The 20,376-nt window shown below is 29.1% G+C and carries 21 protein-coding genes; 20 read left to right on the top strand and 1 reads right to left on the bottom strand.

What is annotated here, in order from left to right; all coding sequences use genetic code 11:
* The first annotated feature begins 1 nt into the window (after position 1).
* The 6 genes from psyc5s11_RS21720 to psyc5s11_RS21695 all read left to right on the top strand — a co-directional run bounded on the left by psyc5s11_RS21720 (position 2) and on the right by psyc5s11_RS21695 (position 6,049).
* A complete protein-coding gene (locus tag psyc5s11_RS21720) occupies positions 2-2,305 on the top strand; it encodes a M56 family metallopeptidase (protein ID WP_224034551.1) in 2,304 nt (767 codons plus the stop codon).
* 226 nt (positions 2,306-2,531) lie between these two features.
* Positions 2,532-2,867, top strand: coding sequence for a hypothetical protein (locus psyc5s11_RS21715; protein ID WP_224034550.1), 336 nt, complete (start codon positions 2,532-2,534; stop codon positions 2,865-2,867).
* On the top strand, positions 2,864-3,157 hold the full coding sequence (locus psyc5s11_RS21710) for a hypothetical protein (RefSeq protein WP_224034549.1): 294 nt from the start codon (positions 2,864-2,866) through the stop codon (positions 3,155-3,157). Before psyc5s11_RS21715 ends, psyc5s11_RS21710 begins: the two co-directional genes overlap by 4 nt.
* A complete protein-coding gene (locus tag psyc5s11_RS21705; RefSeq protein ID WP_224038246.1) occupies positions 3,144-3,353 on the top strand; it encodes a M56 family metallopeptidase in 210 nt (69 codons plus the stop codon). The genes psyc5s11_RS21710 and psyc5s11_RS21705 overlap by 14 nt, the downstream gene beginning before the upstream one ends.
* A 33-nt stretch (positions 3,354-3,386) precedes the next feature.
* Entirely contained in the window at positions 3,387-4,730 is a 1,344-nt protein-coding gene (locus tag psyc5s11_RS21700) for a TolB family protein (protein ID WP_224034548.1), read from the top strand.
* 392 nt (positions 4,731-5,122) lie between these two features.
* Positions 5,123-6,049, top strand: coding sequence for a tetratricopeptide repeat protein (locus tag psyc5s11_RS21695; protein WP_224034547.1), 927 nt, complete (start codon positions 5,123-5,125; stop codon positions 6,047-6,049).
* An 84-nt stretch (positions 6,050-6,133) separates the two neighbouring features.
* Here the strand turns inward: psyc5s11_RS21695 and psyc5s11_RS21690 are convergent, their stop codons facing one another.
* A complete protein-coding gene (locus psyc5s11_RS21690) occupies positions 6,134-6,724 on the bottom strand; it encodes a hypothetical protein (protein ID WP_224034546.1) in 591 nt (196 codons plus the stop codon).
* A gap of 432 nt (positions 6,725-7,156) precedes the next feature.
* Here psyc5s11_RS21690 and psyc5s11_RS21685 point away from each other — a divergent pair, with 432 nt between their 5' ends.
* From psyc5s11_RS21685 to psyc5s11_RS21620, 14 genes are all read left to right on the top strand, one after another.
* Entirely contained in the window at positions 7,157-7,606 is a 450-nt protein-coding gene (locus psyc5s11_RS21685) for a MarR family winged helix-turn-helix transcriptional regulator (RefSeq protein ID WP_224034545.1), read from the top strand.
* A 14-nt stretch (positions 7,607-7,620) separates the two neighbouring features.
* On the top strand, positions 7,621-8,592 hold the full coding sequence (locus tag psyc5s11_RS21680; RefSeq protein ID WP_224034544.1) for a beta-ketoacyl-ACP synthase III: 972 nt from the start codon (positions 7,621-7,623) through the stop codon (positions 8,590-8,592).
* A gap of 163 nt (positions 8,593-8,755) precedes the next feature.
* Complete coding sequence (locus tag psyc5s11_RS21675; RefSeq protein WP_224034543.1) at positions 8,756-8,983, top strand: acyl carrier protein; 228 nt, start codon at positions 8,756-8,758, stop codon at positions 8,981-8,983.
* Positions 8,984-9,182: 199 nt separating this feature from the next.
* Entirely contained in the window at positions 9,183-10,124 is a 942-nt protein-coding gene (fabK, locus tag psyc5s11_RS21670; protein WP_224034542.1) for an enoyl-[acyl-carrier-protein] reductase FabK, read from the top strand.
* Positions 10,117-11,046 (top strand): ACP S-malonyltransferase, encoded by a 930-nt coding sequence (gene fabD / locus psyc5s11_RS21665; protein WP_224034541.1) that lies wholly within the window; start codon positions 10,117-10,119, stop codon positions 11,044-11,046. Before fabK ends, fabD begins: the two co-directional genes overlap by 8 nt.
* A 121-nt stretch (positions 11,047-11,167) precedes the next feature.
* Positions 11,168-11,908 carry a 3-oxoacyl-[acyl-carrier-protein] reductase gene (gene fabG / locus psyc5s11_RS21660; RefSeq protein WP_224034540.1) on the top strand — a complete coding sequence of 247 codons (741 nt, stop codon included), beginning with the start codon at positions 11,168-11,170 and terminating at the stop codon, positions 11,906-11,908.
* Positions 11,909-11,926: 18 nt separating this feature from the next.
* Positions 11,927-13,162 (top strand): beta-ketoacyl-ACP synthase II, encoded by a 1,236-nt coding sequence (gene fabF, locus psyc5s11_RS21655; protein ID WP_224034539.1) that lies wholly within the window; start codon positions 11,927-11,929, stop codon positions 13,160-13,162.
* A 98-nt stretch (positions 13,163-13,260) separates the two neighbouring features.
* The gene (gene accB, locus psyc5s11_RS21650; protein WP_224034538.1) at positions 13,261-13,788 is read left to right on the top strand and encodes an acetyl-CoA carboxylase biotin carboxyl carrier protein; all 528 of its coding nucleotides are present in this window, start codon (positions 13,261-13,263) and stop codon (positions 13,786-13,788) included.
* A 3-nt stretch (positions 13,789-13,791) separates the two neighbouring features.
* Complete coding sequence (fabZ, locus tag psyc5s11_RS21645; protein ID WP_224034537.1) at positions 13,792-14,220, top strand: 3-hydroxyacyl-ACP dehydratase FabZ; 429 nt, start codon at positions 13,792-13,794, stop codon at positions 14,218-14,220.
* A gap of 9 nt (positions 14,221-14,229) precedes the next feature.
* On the top strand, positions 14,230-15,582 hold the full coding sequence (locus psyc5s11_RS21640; RefSeq protein ID WP_224034536.1) for an acetyl-CoA carboxylase biotin carboxylase subunit: 1,353 nt from the start codon (positions 14,230-14,232) through the stop codon (positions 15,580-15,582).
* On the top strand, positions 15,575-16,456 hold the full coding sequence (gene accD, locus psyc5s11_RS21635; RefSeq protein WP_224034535.1) for an acetyl-CoA carboxylase, carboxyltransferase subunit beta: 882 nt from the start codon (positions 15,575-15,577) through the stop codon (positions 16,454-16,456). Before psyc5s11_RS21640 ends, accD begins: the two co-directional genes overlap by 8 nt.
* Complete coding sequence (locus psyc5s11_RS21630; RefSeq protein ID WP_224034534.1) at positions 16,449-17,267, top strand: acetyl-CoA carboxylase carboxyltransferase subunit alpha; 819 nt, start codon at positions 16,449-16,451, stop codon at positions 17,265-17,267. The genes accD and psyc5s11_RS21630 overlap by 8 nt, the downstream gene beginning before the upstream one ends.
* A 248-nt stretch (positions 17,268-17,515) precedes the next feature.
* On the top strand, positions 17,516-18,283 hold the full coding sequence (locus psyc5s11_RS21625; RefSeq protein ID WP_224034533.1) for an ABC transporter ATP-binding protein: 768 nt from the start codon (positions 17,516-17,518) through the stop codon (positions 18,281-18,283).
* A complete protein-coding gene (locus psyc5s11_RS21620; RefSeq protein ID WP_224034532.1) occupies positions 18,270-20,249 on the top strand; it encodes an FtsX-like permease family protein in 1,980 nt (659 codons plus the stop codon). The genes psyc5s11_RS21625 and psyc5s11_RS21620 overlap by 14 nt, the downstream gene beginning before the upstream one ends.
* Positions 20,250-20,376 lie beyond the last annotated feature (127 nt).

Raw genomic sequence — 20,376 nt, 5'->3', positions numbered from 1 at the left:
CATGGAATGGTTAGATTTCATTTTTAAAATGTCACTTAGTGGAAGCATATTATTTTTAATTATGTTTATATTTAAACCACTTACAAAAAAAATATTTAGTGATACTTGGCATTATTATATGTTGGTTATAACACTTTTAATTTTCATTTTACCTATAGGAAGTTTTGTAACATTACCTAAAATAGTAGATTATAAAGTTCCCACACCTATAGAAACAGTAAATAAAATAACACAAAATAATAAAATATCCAATGTAAAGCAAGATAATAATAAAGAAATAACACAAGATAATAATGAAGAAAAAACTGTAGAAAAAAATAAGACAAGCATTGAGGAGACAAAGACATCTTATTCAATGTCTGCAAAACAAATAATACTATATATTTGGATAGTAGGAGCTATATTGTTTTTAACAAAAGAAATACATGTTTATCGATCTTTTTATATAAAGCTAAAGAGCATGAGCGATGAAATACAAGATGATAGTTATGAACATGGTGTTTTAGAAGTGTGCAAAAAAAGCTTAAAAATAAATAAAACAATAATAATTAAAGAATGTTCAAGAATAAAAAGTCCAATGATAACGGGAATATCTAAACCAGTAATTACAATACCTAAGATGGAATATAATGAAAATAAACTTGAAATGATATTTACACATGAATTAATTCATTATAAACGTAAAGACTTAGTTGTAAAAACAATAGCATTAATAGTAAATGTTATAAATTGGTTTAACCCTATTGTTTATATTATTAGAAATAGTATAAATGTAACTTGTGAATTATCATTAGATGAGCAGCTAGTTAAAAATTTAGATAAATCAAAGAGAAAATATTATGGAGAAACAATTTTAGAATTAATAGAGTATTCACAAAAGAAATCATTAGTTCTTGGTGCATCAGTTTGTAAAAGTAGAAAGGAGCTTGAAACAAGGTTGAAAAAGATTATATATTTTAAAAAATCAAAAAAAGCAATTGCTTGTATATCAATTATAGCTACTATAATTATTACATCTACAAGTGTATTTGCTGCAAATAATATTACATCGAACAGTATTATTAAACCAGATGAATTTGCTGTATTTGTATCAAATGATGGTTTATATATGTCACAGATTAAGGAAAATAACTCAGTTAAGCTTGATGAAGGAACACAAATTAAATTACCTGAAATATCTAAAGATGGTTTGTTTGTTGCATATACAAAAAATGATAATTTATATATATGTAATATAAAAACTAACGAAAAAGAAGAAGTAGCAAAAGATATAGTGTCATATAACTTTGATAGCAAAGGTGATTTGATTTATTCTACAAAGAATACAGGAATGGCAATGTATAACACTAATACAAAAGAATCAGCGAGTCTTATTAGTAATGAATATACATATTATAATATTAATTGTGATAGTAAGAATAAGATATATGCTAACAAGAATTCCGAATATACTCAAGGAAAGGACTTATATTCAAAACCACTTGGAATAATTAGTTATGACTTAGATAATAAAGTAGAAAAACTTATTTTAGAAGGAAAAGAAGGAACTAATAAAGAAATTGGAGAAGAATATACAAAGTCTGATATATTTGAATCACTTGGATCAACTCCTACAATTTCACAAATATCCAAGGATGATAAATATATATATATATGGAACAGACCTAAGTCTGGTTCAGCATCAGCAGATATGACAGAATATGCAGTATATGATATTTTAAATAATAAATTAATAGAATCTAGTAAGGATAATAATATGTATGCGCTAGGATATAAAAATAATATTTCTCAAAATCCAGTAAATAGTGATCTTGTAGCATTAAATGCAGGAAATGGAAGGGAAATGTATAATAATAAAACTTTGGGTATTTTAAATACAAAAACAAATGCGTTTATAAATTTACTTCCTGAAAATCAAGTTTCAATGACACCAAGTTATTCTGATGATGGGAAAAATATTTTGTATTCATCAGCGAAGACGTTAGAAGATATACACAATTCAGGAAATTTGAAAACATGGCAAAGTGAGCCTCACAATATTTATGAAGTAAATGCGGAAACACAAAAAATAACACAAATCACTAATGGTAAATATTTTGATTTCATGCCTAAATATTTATCCGATAATGAAATATTATTTGTACGAGGCGATGGAGATTCATTTAGCTTGTGGAAAACAAAGGATGGAGTTGAAACTAAACTTGGAGATTCATTAAGTTTTAATTCTGATAGTAAAACTTATACACATAGTTGGTATTATGGACATTATGAAACTGAAATGGTTATGGATGTATTTACAAAATAAAATAATTAAATAAATAGAAAAGGACTAGCATTTACATTGTTTAATTGATTAAACTAAGCAAATACTAGTCCTTGTTTTGTAACTGGAATTAGTGAATAAATTGGTTTGAATAAAGAAATAAACAAAATAGAATTTTTTTAAAAAATATATAATTCAATCCCATAAATGGACGATATACAATATAAAGGGAATAATTACAGCTTGTGTTTTATGCACAGTGAAAGGTGTGGAATGTTTTATGGAATTAAATCAAGTTATGAATTTATTAGCTAATAATGTAGCTCTTAATGAAAAAAAAGCTAATAATGTAAATCAAGACAATAGCTTAGTTGCATTTGAAAATTATTTGAGTGAGGCAGGTTATACACAAGAAAGTAGTGCTGCAAGAAATATAAGAGAAGATATAGAAAATAGACTTCAAAAGATAACTTTTGGTTCACCCAAAGTTAAATTAACTGTGTCACCTAAGGTTTATGAAAATATGGCTAAGGATCCTAATATAAAAAGATGGATGCTATATTTGATGATTACCTTTCTGAGAATGGAACCTTGTCATGGATGATTAAAGAGGCAAGAGTAGGTGGAGGGGAGATTTCATTAACAATTGATAATGATGGAAATACAACATATACTGGTAAGCTTTATGGTATTCCAGGTTGGGATGAAAAAGAAGAATCGTCATATTCATCAAAAATATCATCGAACAAACTAATAACATTATTAAAAGAGAAAAATTCAATTAATAATACATGTGATTTTCATTATACTAATAATTTAAACAACAATAATAATACTTTAAATCAATTAATTATGGGAAGTCAACTATTGAGAACAGCTTATCAAAAAAAATAAGTATAAAGTAAACGCAGTAAATTGGTTTAATCCTATTGAGTATATTATTAGAAATAAGATTAATGTAACCTGCGAATTATCATTAGATGAACAGTTAGTAAAAAATTTAAACAAATCAAAGAGAAAATATTATGGAGAAACAATTTTAGAATTAATAGAGTATTCGCAAAACAGTTCGTTAGTAATAAGAATATAAGCTTGTAAAAATAGAAGGGAGTTTGAAACAAAATTGAAAAGCATAGTATATTTTAAAAAATCAAGAAAATTAATGTTTGGTATATCGCTTATGGCGACTATAGTGTTGGCATCTACAGGTGTATTTGCAACCAATACTATTACATCTAACTCTACTATAAAGCCAGATGAATTTGCTGTATTTGTATCAAATGATGGCTTATATATGTCTGACCTTAAAGAAAATAAACCAGTTAAGCTTGATGAAGGAGTAGCAGAAATTAAGTTACCTATAATATCTAGAGATGGTTTATATGTTGCATATACTAAAAGAGATGTTTTATATGTTTGCAATATTAAGACAAATGAAAAAGTGGAAGTTGCAAAAGATACAGAGTCATATGACTGGGATGCTAAAAATGAGTTGATTTATTCTACAAAAAATACAGGAATGTCAATGTATAACACAAGTACAAAGAAATCAACAGATATTATTAATAATGAATATAAATATTATAATATTAAGTGTGATAGTAAAACTAAGATATATGCTAATAAGGAATTTGAATATACTGAAGGGAAAAATTTAAATTCAAAAGCTCTTGGTATAATTAGCTATGACTTAGATAATAAAACAGAAAAACTTATTTTAGAAGGAAAAACAGGAACTGATGAGGATTTTGAGGGAAAAGAGACAAATGCTCAAATGTTTGAATCACTTGGATCAACTCCTAATGTTTCAAAAATATCAAATGATGATAAATATATTTATATATGGAACAAACCTAAGGCAGGTTCAATGTCAGCAGATATTACAGAATATACAGTATATGATATTTCAAACAATAAGTTTATAGAATTTAATAATGATAGTGCTTATGCATTAGCATATAAAGATAATATTTCACAAAATCCTGTAAATAGCAATCTTGTTGCATTGAATTCAGGGATTTACAGAGATATGTTTTCAAATAAGACTTTAGGAATTTTAAATACAGAGAATAATACATTTACTAATTTACTTCCTGAAAATCAAGTTTCAATGACACCTAGCTATTCTAAGGATGGGAAAAATATTTTATATTCAGCGGGATTACAATTATACGCAAACGAAAAATCATATCCACTAAAAGAATGGAAAAGTGAACCTCATAATATTTATGAAGTAAATGCAGAAACTCAAAAAATAACACAAATCACCAATGGAAAATATTTTGACTTCATGCCAACATATTTATCAAATAATGAAATATTATTTGTAAGAGGTGATGGAGATTCATTTAGTTTGTGGAAAACAAAGGATGGAGTTGAAACTAAGGTTGGAGATTCATTGTATGCAAATAGCTGGTATTATGGACATTACAAAACTGAAATGATTATGGATGTATTTACAAAGTAAAAAAAGCAAATAATAATATAAATAGAAAGGACTAGCATTTTCATTGTTTTTGATTAAACTAAGTAAATGCTAGTCCTTTTATGATTAACCATCAATAATAGTTTTTATAAGGCACGTGAAAGAAAATAACAAGTTTATGATGATTGAGTTAGACAAGGAGGTATGTTTGCCTCATAGCAGGCTATTAGACTAACATGCCGACGAAATATGACTCAAAATATACTAGCATGATGACTTGTTATTTATTTGAATGTTCCTAAAGAATAATACTTTAAAAATATACTCTTTTGCCATTGTATTTACGGTGATATAATAGAATAGATTTATTTTCATATAAAATAGGTTTGAAATAAATTATTAAATTTATATAAAGGGATGTGCCTAGTAGTATTATGGAAAATAAAAATTATTTATATATCAATTATTTAAATATGGCAAGAAACTTAAGAACGGAAAATAATTTATTAAAAGCTCTTAAATTTTATAAGAAGGCATATTCACTTGATACAGGTAAAAATGATATAGAACTATTAATGGATATGGCATTAATATATGATGAAATTGGACTCTTTAGTGAAGCTGAGGAAAAATATCGTGAAGTTTTAAAGCTAGATGAAGATGAGGCGATGGCTTACTATGGATTAGCTATATTATATGATAAAAGTGCTGATTTAGAAAAAGCTAAGACATATTATAAAAAGGCAATAGAAAAAAATCCTAATTATGATAAAGCATATTTTTTCTTAGCTAATTTATATGATGAACAGGGAGAAACGGATAAAGCAATTTATAATTATAAAATAGTAATTGAAATAAATCCTAAAGACTTATGGGGATATGCTAATTTAGCTTGTATTTTAGAGGAATTAAATAGAAATGAAGAAGCATTGAATTGTATAGATAAGGCCCTAGAAGTTTCGCCTAAACATTATAAGATACTTTTTAATAAAGGTGTTATATTAAATAAACTAAACAACGTAGAGGAAAGTAAAGAATACTATAAACAATCAATAGTTGAAAATCCTAAATACCCATATAGCTTTTTAAATTTAGCTGTTATATATAGGGAAGAAGAAAACTTTGAAAAGGCCATTGAAGTAATTAGTAAAGGAATAATGGAAAACGAAGAAGAAGGATTTTTATATTATAATAGAGCATGTTTTTATGTGAATATAAAAGAAAACTTAAAGGCGTTGAAAGATGTAGAAAAAAGCATACAATTGGATGACTTATTTTTGGATTATATGAAAAAAGATAAAGAATTAAATCCAATAAGGGAATTTGAAGAATATAAAAAGTTTAATTATATAGGAGAATAGAAGAAGAATATAAATTTTGTAATTGATAAAAAAGAAACTAAACTTTATTTGTTTAAAGCTTAGTTTCTTTAAATTTATATTATTTTAATTTCTATATTGAATGGTAGATAAATCTGATACATGTTCATACTCTATTGCTTTATTGTTATATAAGAATTTTACACCATCAATCCATTCACCTTTAGATTTGTTATTAGTTTGAAGGAAATTTTCAATTAAAGTATTTGATGTTACTGCACCACCAGTTGAACCTTGAAATTTTTGGGTCCATTTATTGGCGCCAGAATCAGCTAAATTTATAGTAGCAACTTTTTTTCCATCCACTGTATCTATAGATTTAACATCAATAGTTAATTTATCAAATTTCTTTTCAGACACTGTTTTTGATAATTCTTTCAATTTATCTTCTAAACTTAAATTTTCATTTACTTCAATGGTACTAGATTCATTTGGCTCTAAAGAATTATCATCTATAGTATAGATAGAAAGTTTTATCTTATTTACCTTTGCTTCTTCTTTAGGCTTATCATTTGCTGTTTTAGAAGAGCTATCGCTGTCTTTATTTTCTTCTACAGTAGTAGTAGTAGAGCTAGTATTATTATTAGGTGTTGTAGTACAAGAAACCATCGTAATACTTAACATCAAAACTGTAGCTAAAATTAATTTTTTAGTCATAATATGTATACCTCCTATATTTAGGGATTAATTCTATAAATAATCTTAACTAATTATAGCATATAGAATTTGAAAATAAAAGTGTACTAGCAACTGGAAAATTTTGAAAAATATTTGACAATGTATTTTCAGTATAGTATATTTTGATTATCAAACTATTTGATATTAAAACTTTTTAATTGTAAGTATTTTATAGATGAAATAGTCATCTTATTATTATTGTTTGAAAAAATAAGGCATATTCAAAAGATAAGTAACTATAGTATGTGGTCTATTTTGTATAAGATTAAAATTGTAAATTTACTTATAGATTTTTTGTCAATCAAGCATACATTTTCTATGGCGCAAGTGTACAATTTTGTTAAATATAAAATATAAGTTTCATATTTGGAAAAATATTTTTTTAAAGGCCAAACTGGAGAGTGCGGATAAATGGATAAAACAACATTAATGATTAATGAACTTTTGGTACAGTTATTTAATGATGTCTTACAAATTGAAGAACAAAGTTTGAAAAATGGTGTACTTTCAGATATTTCAATAACGGAAGTACATACAATAGAAGCTATTGGAATGTACAGTGAAAGAACAATGTCAGAGGTAGCTCAAATCTTAAAGATTACTGTAAGTACATTAACAACTGCTATTAATAAATTAATAAATAAAGGCTATGTAGAAAGAAAAAGAATAGAAGAAGATAGAAGGGTTGTCTTGGTTAAGCTAACTAAAAGAGGCAAATTAGCTTTTAGACTTCATCAAAAGTTTCATGGAGAAATGATAAATAATGCAATAGAAGGATTCAGTTTAGATGAGGAAGAAATTTTGATTTCCTCTTTAAATAAAATTAACGACTTTTTTAAAGAAAAATATAAATTACAATAATAAAGGAGAATACTATGAGTAATGTTGAGATTTCTGCAATTGGTGCATATTTACCACCATTAGTAGTTACAAATGATAAAATAAGTGAGTTCGTTGAAACTAATGATGAATGGATAGTTCAAAGGACAGGCGTTAGTGAAAGAAGAATTTCAGAAGGTGAAAATACATCTGATATAGCTACAAAAGCAGCTAAAATTGCTCTTGAAAGAGCAGGAGTTAATCCAGAAGATTTAGATCTTATAATAGTTGCAACTATTAGCCCTGATATGTTTATACCATCAGTTGCATGTATAGTTCAAAGTAATTTAAATGCAGATAATGCGGCTTGTTTTGATATAAGTGTTGCATGCTCAGGATTTGTATATGCTTTAGAAATAGCAAATGGATTGATGCAGTCTATGAAGTATAAAAATGCATTAATAATTGGTGCAGAAGTTCTTTCAAAGGTAACAGATTGGACAGATAGATCAACCTGCATTTTGTTTGGTGATGGTGCTGGAGCAGCTGTACTTAAGCAAAGTAAAACAAAAGGTATTATTAAATCATATTTAAGAGCAGATGGAAAGAAAGGAAATGCACTGACTATAGGTGGTGCAGACATTGATACTCCTTTTTCTAAAGAAAAAATATTACAAGATAAATATATAAAAATGAATGGTAGAGAAATACTTAGATTCGCAGTACCAGCAATAGCAGAGGCTGTTACTGAAGTGCTAAAAGATACTAATATTTCATTAGATGAGATTAAATATATAGTTCCTCATCAAGCAAATTATAGAATTATAAAATTAGCAGCTGAAAAATTAAAATTAAATGAAGATAAATTTTATTTAAATCTAGATAAAGTTGCAAATACATCATCAGCAACAGTGCCTATAGCTTTAAATGAAATGTATGAAAAAGGCTTATTAAATAAAGGAGATAAACTTATTTTAGTAGCATTTGGTGGCGGGTTAACTTATGCAGCTTCAGTAATAGAGTGGTAAGTGATATTTCAAACTTAGTTAATGACAAACGGAGTTAACATCTTAAAAAAACATTTGGGTATTCAAACTTACTCGATCAAAATTAATGATTTAAGTTTCGTTTTTAGAATATCCAATTTATATTTATAAATAAAAAAATAAAGGGTTATTGGGGGATAAGATTATGTTATTTGAAGAAATCAAGGGGGTTATATGTGAACAACTGAGAGTTGAAGAGGCTGAAGTAAAATTAGAAACAACATTTGAATCATTAGGTGCTGATTCTTTGGATTTATTTCAAATAGTTATTGAACTTGAAGAGAAATATAATATACAAATAGAGGACGTTGAAGGATTAAAAACTATAAAAGATGCAGTAGATTATGTAGAAAAAATAAATATAGATAAATAGATAACAATTTTATAAGATATGAACTTATTTTTAATTTTTTAGTCATGTAATTGCTAATTAAATGTAATAATAGTAAAATTAATTAGCAGAGTAGGTTATTTTACCTACAATAAATAAAATAAAATTTTTTCGGTATTATATTTTCAGAAATAATAGTAGTTAGTATTTAATAATTTGATAATAGTAGGAGGATTTTTTGGTGGGAAAAAATAGAGTATGTGAACTATTAGAAATAAAACACCCTATATTCCAAGGGGCTATGGCAAGAATTGCAGATGCTTCTCTAGCTTCAGCGGTAAGTGAGGCTGGTGGACTTGGAATAATAACTGGTGCAGCACCGACAGAATGGGTAAGGGAGCAAATACAAAAAACTAAGGAAATGACAAATAAACCATTCGGTGTAAATATAATGTTAATGGCGGAAAATGCTAGTGAAATAGCTGAATTAGTATGTGAAGAAGGCGTATCAGTAGTTACAACTGGTGCCGGTAGCCCGGGAAAGTATATGGAAAAGTGGAAAGCACATGGAATAAAAGTTATTCCAGTAGTAGCTTCAGTGGCACTTGCTAAAAGAATGGAGAAATCAGGTGCTGATGCAATTATTGCAGAAGGAATGGAATCAGGCGGGCATATAGGTCAATTAACTACAATGACATTAGTACCACAAGTAGTGGATGCAGTATGTATTCCTGTTATAGCAGCTGGTGGTATTGGTGATGGTAGAGGAGTAGCAGCATCATTTATGTTAGGAGCTGAAGGTATTCAAGTTGGAACAAGATTCTTAGTAGCTAAAGAATGTACAATACATCAGAATTATAAAGATAAAATATTAAAAGCTAATGATATAGATACAGAAGTTACAGGAAGACCAACAGGGCACCCCGTTAGAGCTCTCAGAAATAAGCTTTCAAGAGCTTATTTAAAGCTAGAAAAAGAAGGCGCAAGTGCTGAAGAAATGGAGAAACTGGGCATTGGTGGCTTAAAAAAAGCCGTTGTAGATGGAGATGTTGAGAATGGAACTCTTATGTCAGGACAAATAGCAGGACTTATTAATAAAGAACAAACAAGTAAAGAAATTATTGAAGAATTATTTGAAGAAGCAAATGAAATATTTAAGCGTTTTGGAGGACAAAATGAATAGTAAGAAAACTGCATTTCTTTTTCCTGGCCAAGGGGTTCAAACTATTGGAATGGCAAAAGAACTTTGTGAAAATATACCTGAATGTAAAGGAATTTTAGATCGTAGTGAAGAAATTTTAAATATGCCTATAAAGAAAATGATGTTTGAGGGACCTGAAGAACTTATTACTGCAACAGAAAATGCACAGCCATTAATAGTTGTTGCTTCTCTTATTGCATTAAAGGCTTTAGAAATAAACGGCATTGAAGCGGATTATGCGGCAGGACTTAGTTTAGGAGAATATGTAGCATTAATATATGGAGGAGCACTTTCTTTAGAAGAGGGATTATTACTCATAAAAGAAAGAGGAAGAATTATGGGAAGTGCACTTCCAAAAGGACTTGGGAAAATGGCTGCTGTTCTAAAGCTAAACGATGAAAAATTAAAAGAATTATTAACTAAAGCAGGGGAATTTGGAATAATAGAAGGTGCTAATTTTAATTGCCCAGGCCAAATAGTAGTTTCGGGTGAAAATGAAGCAATTGATGAAGCTGTAAAGATAGCAAAAGAACTTGGGGGTCTTGGGATTCCACTAAAAGTTAGTGGACCATTCCATAGCTCACTTCTTGAACCTGCAAGTGAAGAATTCTTTAATACTATAAAAACTGTAAATATTAAAGAACTTAATAAAATAGTATATTCAAATGTTAAGGGACTTCCTTATGAACCAAATGATGACGTTAGAGATTTACTTAAAAAACATATAAGAACATCAGTACTTTTTGAGAAAACTATAAATCATATGATAGATAGTGGTGTAGACACATTTGTTGAAGTTGGACCAGGTAAGGCACTTAGGGGATTTGTTAAGAAAATTAATAAAAGTGCAAATCTTTTAAATGTAGAAGATATGGAATCATTGCAATTAACAATTAACAATTGACAATTGTCAGCGAAGGATGAAATACTGAAAGGCTTTCTAAAAATTATGTTTTTCAAATTCTGAAAGAATTTGTTCATTAATTGTTAATTGTACATTGTCAATTGAATTAAGGGAGGTAATTATGTTAAAAGGAAAGTGTGCTATAATTACAGGAGCATCAAGAGGGCTAGGAAAAGCTATTGCTTTAAAGTTTGCATCTCTTGGAGCTAATATAGTTTTAAACTATAGAAGCAGCGAAAAAGAAGCATTAGAAGTTGAAAATGAAATAAAAGAAATGGGCGTTGAAGTTCTAAGTGTAAAAGGAGATATTTCTAAATTACAAGAAGTAGAAAATCTTGTATCATTAGCTAAAGAGAGATTTGGGAATATTGATATTATTGTAAACAATGCGGGAATTACAAAGGACACATTAATACTTAGAATGAAAGAAGAAGATTTTGATAGTGTTATTGATGTAAACTTAAAGGGAGTATTTAATTGTTTAAAGGCTATTACTCCAATTATGGTTAAGCAAAAACATGGAAAGATAATAAATATGTCATCAGTAGTTGGACTTACAGGAAATGCAGGGCAAGTTAATTATGCGGCATCTAAGGCTGGGGTAATTGGAATGACAAAGTCACTTGCTAGAGAAGTTGGTTCTAGAGGGATTACTGTAAATGCAGTAGCACCAGGATTTATTGAAACAGATATGACACATGAGTTAAATGATAAAGTTAAAGAAGAAGCAAAGAAAAATATACCACTTAAGAGATTTGGAAACCCAGAGGATGTAGCAAATGTTGTAGCTTTCCTTGCAAGTGAAAGCTCTGACTATATTACTGGTCAAGTTATCCAAGTTGATGGTGGAATGTTAATGTAATGGAGGAAGAGTTGAGTTATGGAAAGAAGAGTTGTTATTACGGGAATGGGAGCTTTAACTCCTATAGGAAATGATGTAAATACATTTTGGAATAATGCAAAAGAAGGCAAATTAGGGATAGATTTTATTACTTTAATAGATCAAGATTTAATAGATGTAAAAATTGCAGCAGAGGTTAAAGATTTTGATCCAGATACTTTAATTGGTAAAAAAGAAGCTAAAAGATTAGACAGATTTGCTCAATTTGGTTTAGTTGCAGCAGAGGAAGCAATAAATGATTCTGGAATAGATTTAGAAAAAGAAAATTTAGAGAGATTTGGGGTAATGCTAGGATCTGGAATCGGTGGATTTGAAACTATTGAAGATGAATGCAGTAAGCTGGCTACTGGAAAAACAAGAAGATTAACACCATTCTTTATTACTAAGGCAATAATAAATTTAGGCGCAGGAAATGTAGCTATTAAATATGGTTTAAAAGGACCTTGTACATCAGCAGTAACTGCTTGTGCTACAGGAACTAATAATATTGGAGATGCATTTAGAACAATCAAGCATGGTTATGCAGATGTAATGCTTGCAGGTGGAACAGAAGCATCAATAACAAGACTTGCAATTAGTGGATTCCATAGCATGAAGGCATTAAATTCGGATAATAATCCTAAGAGAGCATCTATTCCTTTTGATAAGGAAAGAAGTGGATTTGTAATGGGTGAAGGTGCAGGACTTGTAGTTCTTGAATCTTTAGAACATGCAGAATCTAGAGGCGCAAATATTATAGCTGAAATAGTTGGATATGGTTCAACTTGTGATGCGTATCACATTACATCTCCAGATCCAGAAGGTAGTGGGGCTGCAAGGGCTATGAAAGATGCTATAGCTGAAGCTGGAATTAAGCCAGAGGATGTTTCTTATATAAATGCTCATGGAACTTCAACACCATTAAATGATCAATTTGAAACAGCAGCTATAAAAAAAGCATTTGGAGAAACTGCATATAAGGTTCCAATATCTTCAACAAAATCTATGACTGGTCATTTACTTGGAGCAGCAGGAGCAATTGAAGCAATAATATGTGCAAAAGCTCTTCAAGAAGGATTCATTCCACCAACAATTGGATATGAAATTAAAGATGAAGAATTAGATTTAGATTATGTACCTAATGTTGGAAGAAAACAAGAATTAGAATATGCACTTACAAATTCATTAGGATTTGGTGGACATAATGCAACTTTACTTTTAAAGAAGTGGAAGTAATACGGCATATTCAAAAAAATAAAAGTCAAAGGTGCTATATGAGTATCTTTGGCTAAGTATTTTTTTTGAAGATGTCCTAATTATAGGAGGATATATTTATGGACTTTGAAAAAATTAAAGAACTTATTAAATTAGTTGATTCATCAAACTTAGCTTTTTTTGAGCTTACAAGTGGCAATGACCATATAAAAATGGATAAATCATTAAACAGAGGTGTATCTGATAATAATTTGAATAAATTGAGTAATGCTAATAACGCAAATAATGTGGATAATATTAATGCTGTATTAAATTCAGTTAATTCAATAGAAAAATCAGAAATTCATGTAGTAAAAAACGAAGAGTTAAAAGCTACAGAAAAAGAGATCGTTATAGAAGATAAGAATATAAGTGTTATAAAATCTCCTATGGTAGGAACATTTTATTCTTCAGCATCACCAGAGAGCCCAGCTTTTGTAGGAAGTGGAGATGCGATTCCAAAAGGAAAAGTTATTTGTATAATTGAAGCTATGAAACTTATGAATGAAATAGAAAGTGAATATAGTGGAGTAATTGTTGAACGTTTAGTTAACGATGGAGATATGGTAGAATACGGTCAACCACTATTTAAGATTAAGGGGGAATAGAAATTGCTTAATATACAAGAAATAAAAGAAATATTACCTCATAGATATCCGTTTTTATTAGTTGATAGAGTTATTGAAATGGAAATAGGAGAGAAAAAATTTGTAAGAGCATATAAAAATGTTTCTGCTAATGAAGAATTTTTTAATGGCCATTTTCCAGTAGAGCCAGTCATGCCTGGCGTGCTTATATTAGAAGCATTAGCTCAAGCAGGAGCAGTTGCAATTTTATCAATGGATGAATTTAAAGGAAAAATACCTTTATTTGCAGGTACAAATAAAGTAAGATTTAAGAGTAAAGTAGTACCTGGCGATAAATTAGAATTATATTGTGAAATTACAAGACTTAAAGGACCAATAGGCATTGGAAAAGGAATAGCTACAGTTGATGGAAAAACAGTTTGTGAAGCGGAAATACTTTTTGCAATAGGATAGGTGATAAAAATGTTCAAGAAAGTACTGATTGCCAATAGAGGCGAAATTGCGGTTAGAATAATTAGAGCATGTAGAGAAATGGGAATAAGTACAGTTGCTGTTTATTCAGAAATAGATAAAGAAGCACTTCATACGCAACTTGCAGATGAAGCTGTATGTATTGGACCTGCAATGCCTAAAGATAGTTATTTAAATATAGCTAACATTTTAAGTGCATGTGTTTTAACTGGTGCGGATGCTATACATCCAGGGTTTGGATTTTTGTCAGAAAATCCAAAGTTTGCAAAGATGTGTAGACAATGTAATATAAAGTTTATAGGACCTGATTATGAAACCATTGAATGGATAGGAAATAAGGCAAAGGCTAGAGAAATCATGAAGTCTTGTAATGTTCCAGTAGTACCAGGATATGAAGGGGTAATAAGAGATGAAGCACACGCATTAGAACTAGGAAAAAACATCGGATATCCTGTAATGATAAAAGCAGCAGCAGGTGGCGGTGGAAAAGGAATAAGAATTGCTTATAATGATGAAGAATTCTTAATGGGATTCAAAACAGCTAAAGCAGAAGCAAAAGCTTGCTTTGGAGATGATACATTATATTTAGAAAAATTTGTTCAAAAACCAAAACATATTGAATTTCAAATATTAGCTGATGAATATGGGCATGTAATACATTTAGGTGAAAGAGAATGTTCAATGCAAAGAAAAAACCAAAAGGTTTTAGAAGAAGCACCATCTAATGTATTAAGTGAAGAATTACGTGCTAAAATGGGTGAAGCTGCAAAGATGGCAGCTCTTGCTGTAGATTATAAAAATGCAGGAACTATAGAATTTTTATTTGATAAAGACAATAATTACTATTTCATGGAAATGAATACAAGAATACAAGTAGAACATCCAATTACGGAGATGATTACAGGTATAGATTTAGTAAAAGAGCAATTAAGAATAGCAGATGGAGAAAAGCTTAGATATACTCAAGAAGATATAAAGCTTAAAGGTCACGCTATAGAATGTAGAATTAATGCAGAAGATCCAGAACATGATTTTAGACCATGTCCAGGAACTATAGAAGAACTTTGTGTTCCGGGTGGCTTAGGCGTAAGAATAGATTCAGCAATATTTTGTGGATATAAAATACCACATTGTTATGATTCTATGATAGCTAAGGTAATCACTTTCGGAAATGATAGAAATGAAGCCATTGTAAAAATGCATAGAGCATTATCAGAATTTGCAGTAGGTGGAGTAAAGACTAACATTAATTTTGAATTATCTATACTTGAAAGCAAGGAATTCTTAGAAGGAGATTATGATACTTCATTTTTATCAGAAAAGATGGTGAAGAAGGATGCTTAAGGATTTATTTACAAAAAGGCAATATGCGACTGTTAAGCCTTCAGTAATAAAAAAAAGTGTTGAAGAAGCTTTAGAAAAGCCTAATATTCCGTCAGGAATGTGGACTAAATGTGATAAATGTAATGCAATGATTTATGCTGAAGACTTGGAAAATTCTAAATATGTTTGTACATCTTGTGGTCATCATTTTAGATTAAATGCAAAAGAAAGAGTAGGGATATTCTTTGATAAGCATACTTTTAAAGAATTATGGAGAGAATTAAAAACTACAAATCCACTAAACTTTGAAGGTTATGAAGATAAATTAAAGATTGGGAAATCAAAAACAGATAGTACAGAAGCAGTTGTTACTGGTGTTGGACAATTAAATGGAACAAATGTGGCTTGTGCAATTATGGATAGTTTCTTTATGATGGGAAGCATGGGAACTGTAGTTGGAGAAAAGATTACAAGACTTGTGGAATATGCTACAGAAAATAAACTTCCAGTTATTATTTTTACAGCATCAGGTGGTGCAAGAATGCAAGAAGGAATATTTTCACTTATGCAAATGGCTAAGGTAAGTGCAGCACTTGCAAGACATGATGAAGCTGGTCTTTTATATATTTCAGTATTGACAGACCCGACTACTGGAGGCGTAACAGCGAGCTTTGCCATGGAAGGTGACATTATTTTAAGTGAACCTGATGCATTAGTTGGATTTGCAGGAAGAAGAGTAATTGAAAATACAATTAAAGAAAGTCTTCCTGATGATTTTCAAAAAGCGGAATTTTTACTACAAAAGGGTTTTGTAGATAGCATTGTTGAAAGAAAGAACATGAGAGCATGTATATATAAAATTCTTATTTTACATGGAGTGAGGAATTATGGATAAAGACTTTATAAAAATAAATACAACACCATGGGAAAACGTTGAAATTGCAAGGCATAAAGACAGACCTAATGGAAAATATTATATAGACAATATATTTAAAGATTTTATTGAATTTCATGGGGATAGAACTTTTGGAGATGATAAGTCTATAATTGGCGGAATTGCATCATTTAATGATATAAATGTGACAGTTATTGCAATAACAAAAGGTTCAAATACTATTGAAAACATAGAAAGAAATTTTGGGATGCCCAATCCAGAGGGCTATAGAAAAGCACTAAGACTTATGAAGCAAGCTGAAAAATTCAAAAGACCTATAATTTGTTTTGTAGATACGCCAGGAGCATTTCCAGGTATTGGAGCAGAAGAAAGAGGTCAAGGGCAAGCTATAGCAAACAATCTTTTTGAATTAAGTAGATTAAAGACTCCTATAATTTCTATAATTACAGGTGAAGGTGGTAGCGGTGGAGCATTAGCATTAGCTGTAGCTGATAGAATTTTTATGTTAGAGCATTCTGTATATTCTATTCTTACACCAGAAGGATTTGCTTCGATATTATGGAAAGATGCGTCTAGAGCTAAAGAAGCAGCAACAGTTATGAAAATTACTGCCAAAGATTTAAAGGGTTTTAACATAATTGATGATGTGATAAAGGAACCTAGAGGTGGAGCTCATAAAAATCCAGCTAAACTTGCAGAAGTTATGAAAAAAAGTATCTTAGATTCCTTAACAGAATTAAGAGAAAAAGATTTAGATACATTGATTAGCGAAAGATATGATAAATTTAGAGCGATGGGAAATTTTTATTAATGGAATTAAAATTTATATATTATAAATAAAAAGGTATGAAATTTAAGTGTTTAATCTTAAATTTCACACCTTTTTTATTAATTTAAGAATTAAATAAATATGCATAAGAAATTATAATATTAAATGGTGAATGGTTAATAATAGAATTTAAAAAGTTAAATTAAGATGAAATTAAGATGGTCTAAGATTCAAATTAAGACTCTACAGATATAATCTAACTGAAGTTAAAAATCGAGGAGGCAATAATTATGAATGTAATGGAAGTTAGAAATATTAAAAAAGTATATAGTTCAAAATTTGGTGGAAATGAATCGCAAGCATTAAAGGATGTGACCTTTTCTGTAGAGAAAGGTGAATTCTTAGGTATTATGGGACCTTCAGGTTCAGGAAAATCAACGTTATTAAATGTAATATCTACTATTGATACACCAAGTGATGGAACTGTAAAAATTGGAGGAAAAAGTATAATTAATCTTGATGAAGATGAATTATCAAATTTTAGGCGAAGAAAGCTTGGTTTTATTTTTCAAGATTACAATTTATTGGATACGCTTACTCTTAAGGAAAATATAATTCTTCCTTTATCGCTTGCAAAGGTAAGTGTTACGTTAATAGAAGAAAAGGTTAAGAAAATAAGTACTATACTTGGGATTGAGGATATACTTAACAAATATCCATATGAAGTTTCAGGGGGACAAAAACAAAGGGCAGCTGCAGCAAGAGCAATTATTACAGAACCAGAATTAATTTTAGCAGATGAACCAACAGGAGCATTGGATTCAAAATCTTCAACTGAGCTTTTAGGCAGTCTTTCTGATCTTAATAAACAAAATGAAGCAACAATAGTTATGGTTACTCATGATGCTTTTGCAGCAAGTTATTGTAGCAGAATTATTTTTATTAAAGATGGACTTTTAGATTGTGAAATTGAAAGAAATGGTAGTAGAAAAGAATTCTTTACTGAAATTCTTAAAATACTTTCAGTAGTTGGAGGTGATTCAAATGACATTGTTTAATCTTGCACTAAATAATGTAAGGCATAATTTTAAAAATTATGTTTCATATTTTATTAGTACGTTATCATCAGTTTGTATTCTTATGATATTTTATTCTATATACTATAATCGTGAAATACAATCTTTTAGTGCAGAAAAAGCTAAGGTTATAATTCTTTTTAAAGTAGCAGCTTTTATAGTTATAATATTCTCAGCTCTTTTTATAGGTTATGCAAATAGCTTTTTTATAAAAAATAAAAAGAAGGAAGTTGCATTATATTCACTTCTTGGTATGAAAAAGAAGGAAATAGGTAGGCTGATGTTCTTCGAAAATATTTTTCTTGGAGTTTTAGCGTTAATTATTGGTGTACCTTTAGGAACGTTTGCATCAAGTTTTTTTTTGAAATTACTTACTGTATGTATGAAATCAGATACTGCAATTAAGTATACTTTTGATATTAGATCCATAGTAATAACAATTTTGGCTTTCATGGTCATATTTTTACTAAACTCTATAAAAGCATATGGCATAATATATAAATATAAGCTTATGGAGCTTATGAATGCTACTAAGGAAGGGGAAAAGAGACCGAAGTTTTCAAAATTACTAGCATTAGTATCATTAATTATGGTTGTAAGTGGATATTTTATTGCACTAAAAGTACAATTGTCTGGAGTAATCCAAATTTTGTATTATGCTATTGCCATAATGGTGCTAGTTATTGCAGGAACTTATATTTTGTTCAACAACTTAATAATTTATATGTTTAAAATATTTAAGAACAATAAAAAAATGTATTATAAGGGAGAAAATCTTATAGGCATATCTCAAATTATATACAGAATTAAAGGGAATTCTAATCTTCTTGCAACTATAGCTGTTATCTCAGCTGTTGCTATTACAGCTCTGTGTTTCACATTTAGTTTTTATATGTTTCTTGATAAAGTTGTACCCAATGGATGTCCATTTTCAATAATGTATCAAGGTGGCAATGAGGATTTGGATAAAAGCGTTGAGGAAATTATTAATAATCATAAAGAAAATAAAGTAACATATAAAACAGATATTGTAATGATAAATGGAAATGGCTTTACACAACAATATAAAGGTCCATTTGGAAAAAATCTGAAGGCTCCTTTTAATGTGTTTGTAATATCAGAATCTGAATACCAGGATATTGTTAATAATTCAGGTTTTAATACTGGGACAGATATTGTAGAGAGGCCTACTGACATTAAAATTAATAAAGAAAACCAATGTTACTTTATTGAATTAAGTAACTTAGCTAGTGGGAGAGGAAGATTAACTGGAGATGAACTTAATACGACTATTGGGGAGAAATCCTATAAACTTGATATCTCAGACTCAGATGTTACAGGTGTTTTAGGAGTTAAGTTTCAAAAAACAACCATAGTTGTATCAGATAACTTTTTTAAGGAACTTTTAGATACTAACAGAAATAATTTAACTATTATAAGAGCATATAATCTTGAAAATCCATTAAAAAGTGAAAATATTGTTTCAGATATTAGCGAAATCATTCCAAAGGATAGGAATTTTGACTCTTACTATGGTTTGTATACATGGTCATATACTAACTATGGTAGCTATGTATTTATAGGTATGTTTTTAGGTATTCTTTTTGTTGTCTCTACTGGAAGCATATTGTATTATAAACAATTGACAGAAGCATACGAAGATAAGAATAGATATGAGATACTTTCCAAGATAGGCCTTAGCAGAAAAGAAATTTTAAGAATCATAGTAAAACAGTTGGGCCTAATTTTTGGAATGCCAATGTTGTTTGCAATTATGCATAGTACAGTTGCACTTGGAGTTTATATAAAATATTGTGCTAATGGTGGGTCAAGTTCAAAATATATAATAGAATGTATTGGGGGAATGATGGGAATATATGTAGTAATATATTTATGTTATTATTTGCTTTCCATTAAATCTTATATGAAAGTTATAACAGATAAGTAGCTAGATATTATATTTAAAGTAAATTTAGTTTTATATATCTAATAAAACTAAATATAAAGATTATTAGATTACAAAATTTGTTTTTTAAGGTAAACTTATTACAGAAGTATTGATATACGAATGGAGA

Source organism: Clostridium gelidum (assembly GCF_019977655.1).
Classification (GTDB): Bacteria; Bacillota; Clostridia; order Clostridiales; family Clostridiaceae; genus Clostridium; species Clostridium gelidum.
This window is presented reverse-complemented; position numbering and strand designations above follow the sequence as displayed.